General features: G+C 56.0%; 15 protein-coding genes and 1 tRNA gene. 10 read left to right on the top strand and 6 right to left on the bottom strand.

What is annotated here, in order from left to right; genetic code table 11:
* On the bottom strand, positions 1-198 hold the full coding sequence (locus tag FE788_RS13675) for a hypothetical protein (RefSeq protein ID WP_138379465.1): 198 nt from the start codon (positions 196-198) through the stop codon (positions 1-3).
* 143 nt (positions 199-341) lie between these two features.
* On the opposite strand from FE788_RS13675, the gene FE788_RS13670 reads away from it, so the two are divergent.
* The 5 genes from FE788_RS13670 (at position 342) to FE788_RS13645 (ending at position 5,860) form a co-directional block, all read left to right on the top strand.
* Positions 342-596, top strand: coding sequence for a helix-turn-helix domain-containing protein (locus tag FE788_RS13670; protein ID WP_138381164.1), 255 nt, complete (start codon positions 342-344; stop codon positions 594-596).
* A complete protein-coding gene (locus FE788_RS13665; RefSeq protein WP_138381163.1) occupies positions 596-1,909 on the top strand; it encodes a type II toxin-antitoxin system HipA family toxin in 1,314 nt (437 codons plus the stop codon). The genes FE788_RS13670 and FE788_RS13665 overlap by 1 nt, the downstream gene beginning before the upstream one ends.
* Before the next feature lie 1,033 nt (positions 1,910-2,942).
* Positions 2,943-3,395 (top strand): hypothetical protein, encoded by a 453-nt coding sequence (locus FE788_RS13655; protein WP_138381161.1) that lies wholly within the window; start codon positions 2,943-2,945, stop codon positions 3,393-3,395.
* Positions 3,396-4,171: 776 nt separating this feature from the next.
* Positions 4,172-4,636 (top strand): hypothetical protein, encoded by a 465-nt coding sequence (locus tag FE788_RS13650; protein ID WP_138381160.1) that lies wholly within the window; start codon positions 4,172-4,174, stop codon positions 4,634-4,636.
* 54 nt (positions 4,637-4,690) lie between these two features.
* Positions 4,691-5,860: a site-specific integrase gene (locus FE788_RS13645; RefSeq protein ID WP_138381159.1), complete on the top strand. Its 1,170-nt coding sequence runs from the start codon at positions 4,691-4,693 to the stop codon at positions 5,858-5,860.
* 134 nt (positions 5,861-5,994) lie between these two features.
* On the opposite strand, the gene FE788_RS13640 is transcribed toward FE788_RS13645, so the two are convergent.
* Positions 5,995-6,070: transfer RNA gene (locus FE788_RS13640), tRNA-Thr, on the bottom strand.
* A gap of 348 nt (positions 6,071-6,418) precedes the next feature.
* Between FE788_RS13640 and FE788_RS13635 the strand changes: the two genes are divergently transcribed.
* Positions 6,419-7,173, top strand: a protein-coding gene (locus FE788_RS13635; protein WP_138378788.1) for an IS5 family transposase whose coding sequence is annotated in 2 segments (ribosomal slippage) — positions 6,419-6,752 and positions 6,752-7,173 — 756 coding nt in all. Because the reading frame shifts where the segments join, the coding sequence is not laid out codon by codon here.
* 13 nt (positions 7,174-7,186) lie between these two features.
* On the opposite strand, the gene FE788_RS13630 is transcribed toward FE788_RS13635, so the two are convergent.
* Genes FE788_RS13630 through hemC form a run of 4 tightly spaced genes read right to left on the bottom strand, consistent with a single transcriptional unit; the run spans position 7,187 to position 11,596 of the window.
* On the bottom strand, positions 7,187-8,455 hold the full coding sequence (locus FE788_RS13630) for a heme biosynthesis HemY N-terminal domain-containing protein (RefSeq protein WP_138381158.1): 1,269 nt from the start codon (positions 8,453-8,455) through the stop codon (positions 7,187-7,189).
* Complete coding sequence (locus tag FE788_RS13625; protein WP_138381157.1) at positions 8,452-9,861, bottom strand: COG4223 family protein; 1,410 nt, start codon at positions 9,859-9,861, stop codon at positions 8,452-8,454. The genes FE788_RS13630 and FE788_RS13625 overlap by 4 nt, the downstream gene beginning before the upstream one ends.
* Positions 9,858-10,646: a uroporphyrinogen-III synthase gene (locus FE788_RS13620; protein ID WP_138381156.1), complete on the bottom strand. Its 789-nt coding sequence runs from the start codon at positions 10,644-10,646 to the stop codon at positions 9,858-9,860. The genes FE788_RS13625 and FE788_RS13620 overlap by 4 nt, the downstream gene beginning before the upstream one ends.
* Positions 10,643-11,596, bottom strand: a complete 954-nt coding sequence (gene hemC, locus FE788_RS13615; RefSeq protein ID WP_138381155.1) for a hydroxymethylbilane synthase — start codon at positions 11,594-11,596, stop codon at positions 10,643-10,645. The genes FE788_RS13620 and hemC overlap by 4 nt, the downstream gene beginning before the upstream one ends.
* A 110-nt stretch (positions 11,597-11,706) precedes the next feature.
* On the opposite strand from hemC, the gene tsaD reads away from it, so the two are divergent.
* From tsaD to FE788_RS13595, 4 genes are all read left to right on the top strand, one after another.
* Positions 11,707-12,816: a tRNA (adenosine(37)-N6)-threonylcarbamoyltransferase complex transferase subunit TsaD gene (gene tsaD, locus FE788_RS13610; RefSeq protein WP_138381154.1), complete on the top strand. Its 1,110-nt coding sequence runs from the start codon at positions 11,707-11,709 to the stop codon at positions 12,814-12,816.
* Positions 12,817-12,892: 76 nt separating this feature from the next.
* Positions 12,893-13,900 (top strand): NAD(P)H-dependent glycerol-3-phosphate dehydrogenase, encoded by a 1,008-nt coding sequence (locus FE788_RS13605; RefSeq protein WP_210414019.1) that lies wholly within the window; start codon positions 12,893-12,895, stop codon positions 13,898-13,900.
* A 47-nt stretch (positions 13,901-13,947) separates the two neighbouring features.
* Positions 13,948-14,235: a YciI family protein gene (locus tag FE788_RS13600; RefSeq protein WP_138381419.1), complete on the top strand. Its 288-nt coding sequence runs from the start codon at positions 13,948-13,950 to the stop codon at positions 14,233-14,235.
* A 17-nt stretch (positions 14,236-14,252) separates the two neighbouring features.
* Entirely contained in the window at positions 14,253-14,630 is a 378-nt protein-coding gene (locus tag FE788_RS13595) for a Rieske (2Fe-2S) protein (protein WP_138381152.1), read from the top strand.
* The last annotated feature ends 41 nt before the right edge of the window (positions 14,631-14,671 follow it).

Here is a 14,671-nt window from a genome sequence, read left to right as displayed (position 1 = left end):
CTACAAATTACCTCTATCGCGATTTTCGGGCGATTGTTGCGCCGGCGATTCCGTTGAGGGGCGGCGCTTGGACACATATTCTCGCATGAACTCCCGGATCACCTGCGCCGCCGACTTGTCCTCTGCGTGGCAGGCTGCCAGAAATTTCTCGCGCAGCTCGCGCTGAAGCCTGATGCGAAACCCGACATCTTTTTCCATCGCCGCAGTGTAACCAACGGATACACATTTGTGTAGTCTGAATATCATTTATACGCGTTCGCGCATAAGAATGACTTATACGCTTTCGCGTATATTGACATTTTATACGCATTTACGTATATTAGCTATAAAAGGACAGGATCATGACCGAACAGATTGCCAGATCAGAAAAACAGCTGGGCGCCATCCTGCGCCGGGTCCGCAAGCAACAGGGCCTGACGCAATCCCAGCTCGGCGAAAAAATCCATCTGCGCCAGGCGACCATTTCCAAGCTGGAGGACGGCGCCCCGGCCACGCAGCTTGCCACGGTCATTGCCGCCCTGGCCGCGCTCGATCTGGAACTTGTCGTCCGGCCGCGCAGCCAGGCCAAGCCCGAGGATATCGAGGGGCTGTTCTGATGGCCCGCCGCAAAAGACATGCCCCGCTTGCGGTTTATCTGAACAGCCGGTTGGTCGGCCAGCTGCGCAAGGCCGCGAGCGGCGCCGTCGATTTCCAGTATGATGACAGCTGGCTGTCCTGGGAGGATGCTTTCCCGATCTCCCTCTCGCTGCCGCTGCGCGAGGATCGCTATATCGGCGCGCCGGTGATCGCGGTGTTCGATAATCTGCTCCCGGATAATCCCGATATCCGCCGCAAGCTTGCCGAACGCGCCCGGGCCGATGGGACCGATGCCTTCAACCTGCTGAGCGCAATCGGCCGCGACTGCGTCGGCGCCCTGCAGTTCTTGCCCGAAGACATTGCCCCGGGACCGCCCGGCGGGATCGACGCAAGGCCCGTGAGTGACGATGAGATCGCCGCGCTGCTAGGAGACCTTGGCAATAGTCCGCTCGGCATTGGCGCGGATGAAGAATTCCGGATTTCATTGGCGGGCGCGCAGGAAAAAACCGCCCTGCTGCATTGGAAGGACCAGTGGCATATCCCGCACGGCACAACGGCGACCACCCACATCTTCAAACCGGAGATCGGCAAGCGGCCGGACGGCATCGACCTTTCACTCTCGGTCGAGAACGAGCATCTGTGCATGACGCTGATGAATGCGCTCGGCCTGCCGGCTGCCGAGACTGCAATCGCGCGCTTTGGCAACAGGAAAGTGCTCGTCGTCAAGCGGTTCGACCGGCTCTGGACCACGGATAAACGGCTGCTGCGCCTGCCGCAGGAAGATTGCTGCCAGGCGTTGTCGGTTCCGCCGGCCCGGAAATATGAAAGCGATGGTGGCCCGGGCCTGGCTGGGCTGATTGGCCTGTTCACCAGCAGCGATACGCCCCTTGAGGATCAGCGGCGGATCATGAAGGCCGCGATTGTGTTCTGGTTGCTCGCCGCGACCGACGGTCACGCCAAGAATTTCAGCCTGTTCCTGTACCCGCGCAGCCGGTTTTCTCTAACGCCGTTTTACGATGTCATGTCGGTCCAGCCACTCTATGACGCGAAGCAGCTGCAGCAACGTCAGATGAAAATGGCAATGGCCATCGGTAAAAGCCGGCATTACCTCGTGCATAGAATTTCTCCCCGGCACTTTCTGGAAACGGCCGAAGCTTGCGGCATGGGCAAAAACATCGTCCAGGAGCTGTTCGCAGAGCTGCTGGATCGCAGCGACAAAGCTATCGATAAAACGCTGGCCGCGCTGCCGAACGGTTTCCCACATGGCCTCACCGAGTCGATCATTGGCGGCTACCGCCGCCGCCTGCGCCAGCTGGAAGCGATCATCACCTAGGCTGGACCTAGTGTGGTGAATTTGAAGTTCCTGTTATTGACTATGTCATACGACTTAGGAACTTCAAATTTAAAAATCACACTAAAAATCACACTAGAGTCAGATAATTAACCAGTCTTCTTGTTGACTCTGAAATTCAAATAGTCTGATACAAATATGATACGAATTTCAGAGGCAGAAGACTAGGCTGAGATCATCGTCATTGTTACTGCCTGGTCCATTGTTATGGGGTGTTATGGGGCGGCCCGGCTCAGTGCGAAGGTTGGCGAATGGATGTGTTGCTTGATCCCCCCGATTTTAGGTCCAGTCGCAATCTCGTGATGTTCTCTCATGAGCCGTATGGAGCGTAGCGGAAGACGGTGCCGCGCGATGTGGTGGGGTATCGGGCCGGGCGTTTGACCCAAATGTTTGCAAAGTGAATGGCCACAAACCGCCAGTCCAAAGGCCTGCCGGCCGATCTCTCCACAGTCTTCTGGCGCAACCTCTGCGGGATTCAGCTTGACCATACCGGCGCCAAATCCCTTGATCCTGAACCAGACCTGTCCCGGCAAAGTAGATCTGAAACATAACCATAACTCCAGCACATTTGATGTGTTTGGAGACAGGAAACTTATTTCTCGCATGGAAACGGTGGAGAAATGGGCCGATGAAATATTCAAGCAACTTTCGGTTGAATTGACCCCGAAACGGCCCAGGGCCAGATCCAGGTCCGGCGAGAGAATTTACTGTTCTACTTTGGATTGTATGGTTTACCCTGAAGATTGGGTTGGACCCAAACCCCTTGACGGTCCTGTGCGGGGAATTACGCTCGCCGACAAATTGGGGCGAGATGTGATCATTCGCCACCGGGATGGGACCATTGAGTACCAGAAATTCAGCAGGGCGGACCGAAAACAGGTCCTGGATCTGGCCGAAAAATGGGGGGCAAAGGTCCGTGGATAAGTGGCTGTGGAGACTGACCTGGGCGGGGTGGATCTATCTGGCCTGGGTGATTGTTTACTGGTATGTACTCGCCTAATAATGGAGAAAAAGAATGTTGAAAAAGTGTATTGATTTCAAAGGGTTGAGTATTGCAACCCGCCAGAACGCCGTCCTGAACCTGACCCAGCATCAGGTGACGGATGATCAGAGAAACGGGGAAATTCCCGTGATCGAAATCTATGACCCGGTGGGGTCCGGAAGCGGGTTGGGGACCGGGTTGGGGAAGCAGGTTGTTAACCTGCTCACGTTTACGGCTATTCCCTCGAAGAGGGAATTAAAGGATCGGGCCCGAGAGCTCGCGGATATCGCCGCAGGACAGGGCTGTGCCTATGCCATGATCGGGGGAGCACCCTACCTGATGCCCCACCTTGAAAAGGCCCTGAAACTAAGGGGAATCAAGCCCCTTTACGCCTTCTCAAGGCGGGAAAGCGTCGAGGTGAAAAACCCCGACGGAACCGTAACAAAAACCAATAGGTTCAAGCACCTAGGCTTTGTCCAAGCCTAGGCCGGGGTGGGGGAGGGGTTTTTGTCATGGTTTTCCCCTTCCCCCATTTCGATCGAATTTCGCGCCTGAAAATTGATGAGAAAGTGTTGTCGGGTACCTTACCCCTCTGAGAGGTGGTTTCGTTAATTGGCGGTGGAGTTTTCCCTTGAAATGATCCGGAAATTGAGATGGAAAATTGAATGGTCGGGGCCAAGAACCAGAAGGGGGAGGGATCGAGGCCCCGAGACCAGAGGCGTATATTGCTCCGAGACCGGGCGGGGAGGTTTGACCAGAAGTGGAGGTGGAGGGGGCCCAAGCCCGGGGGGGTAAAACTGTTTTTTTCTTTCCTAGTATAAACCCTTATTTCCTTTTTTTATTTGTAAGGTAATTTAAATAATTATAAATAAATAAATAATATAGAAAAGATAGATAGATATATAAGGCCTTATACGCGTATTAGAATTTTCTAATATAAAAAAATCAAGGATTTCTGCTCTATATTAGAAATTACTAAATTAGAAACTTCTAAACCTATTCCCCAAAATTTTCCATAATATCGGATTCCAGCACACCCTATTGTACATATATTCTTGTGTACAATAGGGTTCTCGCAGACCCCCTATTTTACAGTATTTTTGTGTACTGTAGAATCTATGAGTGAAAAACTACATAAATACACACTTGAAAGTTTTATTTGCGTATTTAGGATATTCGCAAGATTCACCCCTTCCCCCTCCCGGTCCTGGGCCCTTAAAAATACCGGTAAAACCACCCTCTTTTTATAAAGGAGCATGATTATGGATGAGAAAATCCTTCTCGCTTTGAAGAAGAACTTGCCAAAAGACTTGGACTTGGACCGTCTTTTAGGCACCCATCCCACCGAATGGCCGCTCATGGACAGAAAGCGTTGTTGGGTCTGGTCTGGTCCTTTTTGGAATGGTCATCCCCGCCTGAACGCTGGCGGAAAAGCTTACCAGAGTATCCCTCGACTTCTGCACCAGCACTACGGTGACAAGCTGTATTCACGTCAACGCCTTTACAGGAGATGTTATACCCATGGTTGCATAAATCCAATTCATCATCTTCGCACAAAGTTTCCTAAACCTTCCTTGGAGATCGTCATAGAATACCTTAATGGTTTATATCCTCTTCATTTAAACAACCTAAAAGAGTTATATATCATGAATCCGTTCTACCCAAGGGAGTACTACATAGCTGCCTTGAAGACCGGGAAATTTCCAATTTGGGAGAGTTTAAAGTGATTTCAGTCACTTTCTCAGAATTCTTCTAACATAAACTTCAAAAAAATCATAAAAATGGCCTCTTTATCCAAACAAACCAGAACCTTGCCAAGCGGGGCTTCACAAACTCGGTACCGCGTTTCTTATAAAGATCTGAATGGAAAGTGGAGATCCAAGTTCTTCAGAACTCGCAAAGAAGCCCAGAAGTTCCGTGACGAGGTTACCCTTAAAGTTGAACGGCGTGAATTCTTACCTGATGCTGGACACTTATCCCTTGAGCAAATCGGGAAACTTTACATCGAGGAATGTAAGACCAACGGTTTACAGGAGATTACTCACAGGGATTATGAAGGAGTACTCAGAAACCACATCTACCCTGAATTCGCCCATCGGGACCCCAATACATTCACTACCCCGGAATTAAAACGTTTCTTTCAGGACTTAAAGCGTGGTGGGCTCTCCCCAGCCCGCTTAACCAAGATAAAGGTTGTATTCGGGGCTCTCCTGGCCTTCGCAGTCGAGGAAGAGTACACAGCCACCAACCCCGTCAAAGATATCCGCCTGCGCTTTCCTCAAACCATCAAAGGGGTCGAGGATGAAGAGGTCGTTATCCCTAGCATGGAGGACTTAAAAAAGATCCTAGATCGCGGGAACCTGAGCTTACGAGACCATACAATGGTCACTCTCGCCGCCATGTGTGGCACCCGCGTCTCAGAAACAATGGGTCTTTCCTGGAAACACGTTGATTTTAGCAATGGGGAACTCCTGATTCGACAGCGCATGGACCGTCTTAAAAAGTTAGGTCCCCCGAAAACCAAAAACTCTCGCAGGAATATCCCCATTCCAGTCCCCGCCCTGGAGTTATTGCGGGCGTGGCAGAAAGAATGTCCGCAAGCTATCCATGATCTGGTTTTCCCGACAACAGCGGGAACGCCTCTCGACAGGAGCAATTGGGACAAACGCGTCTGGACATCTCACCTTTTCTCCAAAGGATTGGCCAAGATAGACCACTCAACAAAGAAGGTTCATAAAAAATACCTCTTCCGCCACCTCAGGCACGCCTATGCCTCGTTAATGATCAAACAAGGAGCCAATCCAAAGGAAATTATGCAATATATGGGACACAGCACCATTAATGTGACTTACGACCTATACGGGAATTTGTTCCCTGACGATGGGTCCTATAAACAGGCCGTGAATCAGGCTATGGGGGGCCTCCTTGGTACAAAATTGGTACAAAGCTGAAAAACGCTCAAAAAAGTTTCCCAATGTTTTCAACGGCTTGGAAAAGCAGAGATTTTGTACCACAAGGGGAGAAAACCTCAAATAAAAAACCCTTTGGCACTTGATAACGCATTGATACCAAAGGGTTTTTTAGATGGTGCCGATGATAGGACTTGAACCTACGACCCACGCATTACGAATGCGTTGCTCTACCAACTGAGCTACATCGGCACGCCGGTGCTTCATAACCGGGGGCTAAAATAGGCACAAAAAGTCCTGACGACAAGCCAAAAATTACGTTTTTTACGCTTTTATCGTGTCGCAGGAGCAACTGGCGATCAGGGGACAGGCCCGGTTTCGGGCATAGCTTAGAGTGAGTTGTGCATAGGTTGGCACAATTCACCACACTAGAGTCAAATAATTAACTAGTCTTCTTGTTGACTCTGAAATTCAAATAGCCTGCTACAAATATGATACGAATTTCAGAGTCAGAAGACTAGGTTCAATCGACATTCATGCTTCACAAGATGTGTTTTATGTGCTTCATAGGGTTTCACCTTTAATGTTGGAGCCCTTTTGATGTCGAAGCGCTATGAACTGACGACCACACAATGGAACCGGATCGCGCCGCTCTTGCCCGGCAAGGCGGGTGATCCCGGCCGTACCGCGGTCGATAACCGGCAATTTGTCAACGGGGTGCTGTGGGTGCTGCGCTCGGGGGCCCACTGGCACGATCTGCCGCCCCGCTACGGCAAGTGGAAAACTGTCCACAAGCGCTTCACGCGCTGGGCGAAGCGCGGGGTCTGGGACCGGATTTTCAATGACCTGGTGGAGGATCCCGACAATGATTATGTGATGCTGGATGCCACACTGGTCCGCGCCCATCAGCAGGCAGCGACCGGAAAAGGGGGGACCAAAATCAGGCTCTGGGGCGTTCCCGAGGAGGACTGACCACCAAAGTTCATATGGCGAGCGATGCCCTTGGGCGCCCCCTCCGGTTCATCCTGACACCGGGACAGCGGGGCGACATCACACAGGCTCCCGCCTTGCTTGACGGGTTGAGCGCCAGCCATGTACTGGCCGATAAAGCCTATGACAGCAATGCCCTGCGCCAGATCATCAGGGATATGGGGGCGGAGGCGGTGATCCCGTCAAACCGGACCAGAAAAATCGAGATCCCCTACGATAAAACCATCTATAAGGCGCGAAACGCCATCGAGCGAGCCTTCAACAAACTCAAACATTTCCGCCGCTTCGCAACCCGATATGATCGAAAAGCCTGCAACTTCCTCGCCTTCACCCTCCTCGCCGCATCAATCATATGGATGCGATGAATGTCGATTCAGCCTAGCCGTCCTTCCAATCGAGACTGTCGAAACGATGGCATTCGGGACAGGTTGCGGCATAATGGGCAGAGCGATAACCGCAGTTTTTGCAATGCCATGCTGCTTCCGCCGGCGCGGTGCGGGCCTTGGCCAGATAGGATTCAGCGGCCGCCATGTCCTGTTTCTGTTTTTGTTCCAGAAGTGCATAAAGCTGCCAGGTCCGGCTGGTGGCCTGATCCGCCTTGACAACGCGGTCGAGCGCCTGGCGCGCCTCGGGCCAGTGGCCGGCGGCAATGGCCGCGGCCGCCAGCAGATGACGGCTTTCCCGGTGGTCAGGGTTGAATCTGACCAGGTGATCTACGCGCCGGAAACGTTCTGTGGGGCTTTCCTGGGGCGCGAGGTCCAGAAACAGTTCGGCCAGTTCCGGATGGGGCCGGATTTTCCAAGTGTTTTCTATAATTTTTCGGGCCTTGCCGGTCTCTTTCCGGGTCAGCAAAAGGCGGGCGGCAAGACTGGCCGCGGGCAGGAAGGATGCGTCCTTCTTAAGCGCCGTCTGGGCTTCGGTGAGGGCCAGATCCTTTTGGCCGGCCACATCCGCTTCTACGGCCTGAACATAATGCAATAGCGCCGAGAGATGTTTGAATTCCGCCTCGCTATAAGCTGATTTTTTATGGGCGGCGATCAGGCTTTTTTCAGCGGCCTGCCAATGGCCATAATGGATTTCAATGTCCACAATCCGGCGCAAGACGGATGCAACGCCGGGCTGACGGTCGTTCAGCTCCCGGGCGAGGCTGAGCGCCAGCCCGTAGTCCCCCCCCTTGAGCGCATCATCCAGAAGCTCTTTCAGCGCAAAAGCCGCCGTTTCCTCCCGACGGCGCAGAATATTCAGGATTTCCTGGCGTTTTTTGTCACTTTCGCAGGCGCTGAGCAGCCTCAGGACATCATTGCGTTCCCCTAGACTGTTGCGGGCCCGGCGGGCGTGCCGGCGCGCCATTTCCCGATCATCCAGCGCCAGTGCCGACCAGCCTTTATCCAGTTCCGCCTCTCCCCGTTGACGCCGCCGCCGGACGGCGGATTTCAGGGGGGCGAGGTTGCTGATCATGCGCCACACCCGCCCCACGCCCCACAGGGCCAGGCTGTAGAGCAGGGCAAGGGCGGCAAAAGTGGCAAAGGACATCTGAATTTCCCAGCTCTGCCAGACCAGCCGCACGTCACCTGGATGCGCCACCACCCACGCCGCTACCAGCGCCAGGAGAATGGCAAGGATTATATAAAATGTCAGGCGAATCATTGGCGGACGCCCTCCCCGGCAGGGTCGGCAGAACGGGGCGCCTTGGGCGTGGCGGGCGCGGGTTGGAACAGGCTTTCCCCGATAATGTTTTCCAGGTTGGCAAGCGCCGCTTCGGCCTCAAGGCGGACACGCAGCCGATCTTCCCAGCTTTCGAGCGCGCGCTTTGCTTCGGCAGGCAAGGAAGGAATCAGGTCAAGAATGTGTTCCGGGGTTTTCTGCGCCAGGGCCTGTTCGATTTTGAGCAGGGTTTCATGCACACCCCCCTGTTTTGGCGCGCGATCGCGAACGGTGATCAGACCCCGAAGACGGCTGAGCAACCGATCCCACCAGCTGCCGTTTTCCACATGGGTTGCAGCCCGCAAAACCGTTGGGACCAGGGTGTCAAATGTGCGGCGCAGATCATCGAGGGGGGCCACGCCCTCACCAGCGTGGCGCTGAAGCCGGTCCAGGGCGTCCTGTACGGCGGGGAGCTGTGTGAGGGGACCCTCGCCCAGTGCCTCTTGAAAATGTGTCAGCGTCTCCTGATAGGGTTGACCTGCGAGCACCCGGTCCTTCAGGCGCGACAGGCGGAACGCCAGCCAGGTATCGCTGGCCTCCCGCGCGGCAGCCCGCTCCAGCCGATCAAGCCGGCCTTCCAGCTGCGCCAGCCATTCTGCCTGGGACTTGGTTTCCCGGGCCAGGTTTTGGCGTTCTTCTGCCGCGTCGCGGGCTTCGATCAACCCTTTGCTCAATGGCACAAAAGAGGCTTCAAGTTGACTCATACGACTAAGCAGCATATCGATGCGGGCCGACTGGGAAAGATCCGTTTCACTTTGAGCCGGGGTTTCGACGGCCTTTTCCAGCGCTTCGAGACGGGCCAGAATATCGTCCACCGGAATATTGTCCACCGGAATATTGTCCAATGGAATCTCGTTTTGGAGCGTGGAATCTGAAACGGAAGAAAGTTGCCCTGCCTGACTTTTTTCTTCCAGTGCTTCCAGCCGCAACTCAAGTTTCCCGAACTGGTCTTGCAAGGTGGCCAGACGCTGATCCTGCTGTGCAAGTTTTTGCCGGATATCTTCAGCGGCAAGCCCCTGATCCGTACCAGCGCCGCCGGATCGGGCCAGCCAGCGATCTATCACGGGCAGCCGGGCGCTGATATCCGGCAGGAAATAGATGGCCATTGCCGCCCCCGCCAGAAACAGCACAAGAAGCAAAAGTCCCCTCAGGGCCCAGTTGGGACGTGGTTTGCGGGAACGGCTTTTTGCCGCAACAGGAGCGGTTTCCCCTTTTTTTGCAGCGGTCGCCGTGTCCTTGCCCGTCTCCTTTTCCTTCTCCTTCCCCTCGCTTTTCTGGTCGTCAGGTTGAGCGCCAAAGCGAGGCCGTACCGGGTCACCCTCCGGTTTGAGGTCATCAGGATCGGTCATGGCGAAGTGTCCTCCTTATTGTCTTGCCTCCCCCCGGGAGGAGTTGTTTCATGGGACCCGTCTTCCATGTCGGGCAGCCGGATGTTGAGGGTTTCGAACAGGCTGTCCTGGGTCGGAGTCCGGGCCACCAGACAACGGCGCCAGTGCAGGGACTGTATCATATTCCGTACCGCAGGACTAAGACAAAGCGCGCTGACATGCCGCAAAGTTGTCTCGTGCCCGGTTTGGCGGATCAGTTGCGCAAAAATGCGGGCGGTGCGGGGGGAATACAAGGGGATGATGTCAATCTGGTGTTCTTCCAGGGCCCGTAAAGTCGCGGGATCCAACTTTGTTGCGGCTTCGGCATGATAAAGCGACCACCGTTCGAGCCGAAATCCGGCTTCCGCCACCAGGGCCTTCAAGTCGCCGGCGACAATGGTGCCCGCCACATGTAGCAGCGGTCCGGCATCAGGGTTTAAGTGTTGTTTGATCGTCTCAGCCAACTTCTCAACGGTGCCCCCCGAGGCGGTGATGCGGGAAAAACCGGCGGCGGCGGCGGTGCGGGCGGTGGCGTCCCCGACAGCAACAACAGGCATGTTTGTTTCGGTAAAGTGGCGTCTGAAGGCGCGCACGCCGTTGGCGCTGGTGAAAACTAAGGCCTGATAGTCGGCAGGATGTTCACGCGCTGCCAAGGGGAGAGAGCGAATGTTGATAAGAGGGTCGATATAGGCCGTGTGGCCAAGCTGTTTCAGCTGTGTGGCAAGTTTTTCGCTGTCTTCGCGGGGCCGGGTGAGCAGAAAATTCATGGCTGTCCTTGACTTGTCGCGCTAAGGAGCCGGGCATAAAATTCAGGACCCGCCTCTTGTTTCAGCTGTTCCCCCAACGTTCGGCCGAGGGGCTCGGCCTCTTCGGCAGGGCCGCTCAGACGGCCGCTAAAATCCTCGCGCCCGTCCGGGCTCAGCAGCCGACCCCTGATCGTAAGCTGGCCGTCCTTCACTGTAGCAAGTCCAGCAATGGGGGTGCGGCAGGACCCGTCCAGTACAGCGAGAAAGGCCCTCTCCGCGCTTACACATACTTCCGTGTCCTGATGGTTCAAAGGTGCCAGAAGGTCGCGGATTCGCGTATTCTGCCGGGCAATTTCGATACAAATGGCCCCTTGTGCAACGGCGGGCAGCATCTGATCCGTCTCCAGCGCATGGATGCGGTCATCCTTCAGACCAAGGCGATTGAGCCCCGCCATGGCCAGGTAGGTGGCGTCCACCTGCCCCTGTTCCAGCTTGTTGAGCCGGGTTTGCACATTACCGCGGAAGGGAATCACTTTGAGGTCAGGTCTAAGGGCCAGGGTCTGGGCGGCGCGGCGCAGTGAAGCTGTACCCACCACCGCGCCGGGGGGCAGCTCCCGTAGGCTGGCGGCTTTTTTGCAAATAAATGCATCGCGCACATCCTCGCGTTCCAGATAACAGGCCAGGTCCAGTTCCGGCGGCAGCACTGTTGGCATATCCTTCAGGCTGTGCACCGCAAGATCAATGCTGCCGTCCAGCAATGCGGCCTCAATCTCTTCGGTAAACAGCCCCTTGCCGCCGATTTCCGCCAGCGGCCGGTCGAGAATACGATCTCCTCGGGTCGAGAGCACCACGATCTCGATCTGCCCGGCGCTCAGATCCTGATGTGCGGCGAGCAGGCGGTTTTTTGTTTCATGGGCCTGGGCGAGGGCGAGTTTGCTGCCGCGGGTCCCGATGCGAAGCTTTTCTTGCACTTGGCGGTTCCAGATGTTAGAGGCTTTTTTGAGTCTGCTTTGAACGATAAACCTTATATAGTCATTTCAAGGACATCATCACAGTCTATTTTTTAACAGCCGTACAGAGAATGACAACCGCTGATCCTGAAAAAATACCGGACAAACCGCCCCTGGTTCTAGGTCTGGAAACCAGTTGTGATGAAACCGCCGCGGCAGTGGTTTCCGGCGAGGGGGAAATTCTGTCCAATGTGGTTCTTTCCCAGCTGGAAGAACACCGCCCCTATGGCGGGGTGGTGCCGGAAATTGCCGCCCGCAGCCACATTGACCACCTTAATGACATCATCCGTCAGGCTTTGAGCGAGGCCCAATGTGGTTTCAGGGATCTGGATGCGGTAGCGGCCACCGCCGGCCCCGGCCTGATCGGTGGGGTCATGGTGGGGCTGATGACCGGCAAGGCCATTGCCGCCGCGCACAGGCTGCCGTTTCTGGGCATCAACCATTTGGAAGGCCACGCCCTGTCCGTGCGGCTGTGCGAGGAGGTGGCGTTTCCGTTTTTGTTGCTGCTGGTATCCGGCGGCCATTGCCAGCTTCTTCTGGTGCGGGAGGTGGGCGACTACCGGCGGTTGGGCACCACGCTGGATGATGCGGCGGGGGAAGCCTTTGACAAGACGGCAAAAATTCTCAATCTGGGATATCCGGGCGGGCCGGCCGTCGAGGCCGCCGCGAAAAGCGGCGATGGGCACCGTTTTCGTCTGCCTCGCCCCCTTAAAGGCGCGCCGGGCTGTGATTTTTCCTTCTCCGGATTGAAGACTGCCGTACGGCGCGAACTGGAAAAACTGGGGAACCGGTTAACCCGACAGGATGTTCATGATTTGGCGGCCAGTTTCCAGCAGGCATTGACCGAAGCAGTGCTGGACCGGGTGGATCACGCCCTTGAGATTTATCTTGAGCAATGCTCGGCGGGATCCCATGACGGGCCGCGTTGTCTGGTCGTGGCGGGCGGGGTGGCGGCCAACAGCCATTTGAAAGAGGGACTTGCCCGTCTCTGTCGCGGCCGCGGGGTGGGCATGGTGGCCCCGCCCCCGGCATTGTGTACCGATAATGCCGCGATGATTGCCTGGGCGGGGGTGGAGCGATTGCGGCGGGGGCTGCGGGATGATTTGTCGCTGGGGGCCCGGGCCCGCTGGCCGCTGGATCCGACGGCCCCGCGGGCTGCCGGCGCTGGGGTGAAGGCATAGAGTGAATAGCGTATAATTAACCCGGATAAGGTCTCGGGGCGTAACAGCAGAGGGTATAATGACAGAAGAGATCAGAATGCAGAAATTTGTTGTGATCGGGGGCGGTGCCTGGGGTACGGCCCTGGCCATTTCCCTGGCCCGGGCTGGCCGGGAGGTTCGGCTGTGGGCCCGGGAACAAGACGTCGTGACGTCAATTAACGAAGCGCGGGAAAATCATCTGTTTCTGCCGGGAGTAAAGATCCCGGAACGGGTTCGTGCGGTGAGGCGTTTTGCGGAGATTGCCGATAAGACGGATCGTCCGGATGCCCTGCTGATGGTTGCGCCGGCACAATTTGTGCGGCCTACGGCGGCGGCCCTGAAGGATCATGTGCCGGAAAGTGTGCCCGTTGTGCTGTGTGCCAAAGGCATTGAACAGTCCAGCGGCAAGCTGATGAGTGATGTGATGGCGGAGGTGATGCCAAAGAACCCGCTTGCGGTGCTTTCAGGGCCGAGTTTTGCCCGGGAGGTGGCCGACGGCTTGCCGGCGGCGGTGACCATTGCCTCCAAATACCAGAAACTGGCCGGTGATCTGGCACAGGCCATTCGTCAGCCCACTTTCCGGCCGTATCTGTCGCGGGATGTTGTGGGGGCGGAAATCGGCGGGGCGGTCAAAAATGTTTTTGCCATTGCCTGTGGGGTGGTGGCGGGCAAGAAACTCGGGGAGAATGCCCGGGCGGCCCTGATCACCCGCAGCCTGGCGGAAATGATCCGCTTTGGGGAAAAACGCGGTGCGGATCCGGAAACCATGATGGGGCTGTCGGGACTAGGTGATCTGATTCTGACCTGTTCCTCGCCCCAGTCCCGGAACATGTCCTTGGGGCTAGCGCTGGGGCAAGGCCAGAGTGTAGCAGATATTATGAAGGACCGGCGCACCGTGGCCGAAGGCTATCATACCTCGGAAATCCTGTACAAGGTTGCCGAAGAGGAAAATATCGACATGCCCATCGCCCGGGCGGTTTATGGCTTGCTGCATGGCGGCCGCGGGGTGGATGAAGTGATTGACGATCTGCTGAGCCGGCCGATCACCACCGAAGAAATGCTGTAACCGCTTGTGCTTACGGCAGGGCGCCACAGATGAAACAGGGAAACACCATGTATTTTATGATCCTGGCCTATGACAAACCCGGAAACCTGGAAGTGAGGAAAACCACCCGTCCGGCGCATCTGGCCTATGTGGCCGAGAGCGGAGCGGTGCGGCTGGCTGGGCCTCAGTTGGATGAGCAACAGGAGCCCCGGGGCAGCCTGCTGATCATTGAGGCGGCAGACCGGGCGGCGGCGGAGCGTTTTGTGGAAAATGACCCTTATCGCCAGGCCGGCCTGTTCGAGCGGGTGGAGATTGTGCCTTTCATGCCGGCTGCGGGGGACTGGTTGCCCAAATAGGGTCCATAGGGAAAAACATGGCCGAGTTTGATATTTATCTGAAGGAGATTGCCGGGGCGCCGCCCAAGGGCACGGTGCTGTGCCGGCTTAGGGATATTGAAGACGGCCGGGCGCGGGAGTTTACCTTTGGGGATGCCAAGGCGCCGTTTTATATGTTTGTGCAGCGGCGCGGTGCGCAGGTTTTCGCCTATGAAAATGCCTGTCCGCACATGTATGCGCCGCTCAATCTCAAGGAAGGGGTCTTTACCGAAAAATCCGGGCGGTATTTCCTGTGCAATTTTCATGGCGCTCTGTTTGAGGTGGAGACTGGAAAATGTGTTGCTGCCCCCTGTGCCGGTCGGTCCCTGCGGTCTGTGGCGGTCACGCTTGAGGGCGGCAATGTGGTGGTCCTCTGACCTTTGCTCTTCCCGCGGGGGGGTGGGGTGGGGATGTTATC

This window comes from Luteithermobacter gelatinilyticus, from assembly GCF_005849285.1.
In the GTDB taxonomy this organism is placed as follows: Bacteria; Pseudomonadota; Alphaproteobacteria; order Sphingomonadales; family Emcibacteraceae; genus Luteithermobacter; species Luteithermobacter gelatinilyticus.
The sequence above is the reverse complement of the archived record's forward strand: the minus strand, read 5'-3'. Positions and strand labels throughout refer to the sequence as shown.

Excerpts from the sequence above, each read along its gene's own strand:
- FE788_RS13600 (WP_138381419.1), top strand. The coding sequence starts at position 13,948 with ATGTATTTTATGATCCTGGCCTATGACAAACCCGGAAACCTGGAAGTG.
- FE788_RS13625 (WP_138381157.1), bottom strand. The coding sequence starts at position 9,861 with ATGACCGATCCTGATGACCTCAAACCGGAGGGTGACCCGGTACGGCCT.
- FE788_RS13605 (WP_210414019.1), top strand. The coding sequence starts at position 12,893 with ATGCAGAAATTTGTTGTGATCGGGGGCGGTGCCTGGGGTACGGCCCTG.
- FE788_RS13675 (WP_138379465.1), bottom strand. The coding sequence starts at position 198 with ATGGAAAAAGATGTCGGGTTTCGCATCAGGCTTCAGCGCGAGCTGCGC.
- FE788_RS13620 (WP_138381156.1), bottom strand. The coding sequence starts at position 10,646 with ATGAATTTTCTGCTCACCCGGCCCCGCGAAGACAGCGAAAAACTTGCC.
- FE788_RS13655 (WP_138381161.1), top strand. The coding sequence starts at position 2,943 with ATGTTGAAAAAGTGTATTGATTTCAAAGGGTTGAGTATTGCAACCCGC.
- FE788_RS13650 (WP_138381160.1), top strand. The coding sequence starts at position 4,172 with ATGGATGAGAAAATCCTTCTCGCTTTGAAGAAGAACTTGCCAAAAGAC.
- FE788_RS13670 (WP_138381164.1), top strand. The coding sequence starts at position 342 with ATGACCGAACAGATTGCCAGATCAGAAAAACAGCTGGGCGCCATCCTG.
- tsaD (WP_138381154.1), top strand. The coding sequence starts at position 11,707 with ATGACAACCGCTGATCCTGAAAAAATACCGGACAAACCGCCCCTGGTT.
- FE788_RS13665 (WP_138381163.1), top strand. The coding sequence starts at position 596 with ATGGCCCGCCGCAAAAGACATGCCCCGCTTGCGGTTTATCTGAACAGC.
- FE788_RS13630 (WP_138381158.1), bottom strand. The coding sequence starts at position 8,455 with ATGATTCGCCTGACATTTTATATAATCCTTGCCATTCTCCTGGCGCTG.
- FE788_RS13645 (WP_138381159.1), top strand. The coding sequence starts at position 4,691 with ATGGCCTCTTTATCCAAACAAACCAGAACCTTGCCAAGCGGGGCTTCA.
- FE788_RS13595 (WP_138381152.1), top strand. The coding sequence starts at position 14,253 with ATGGCCGAGTTTGATATTTATCTGAAGGAGATTGCCGGGGCGCCGCCC.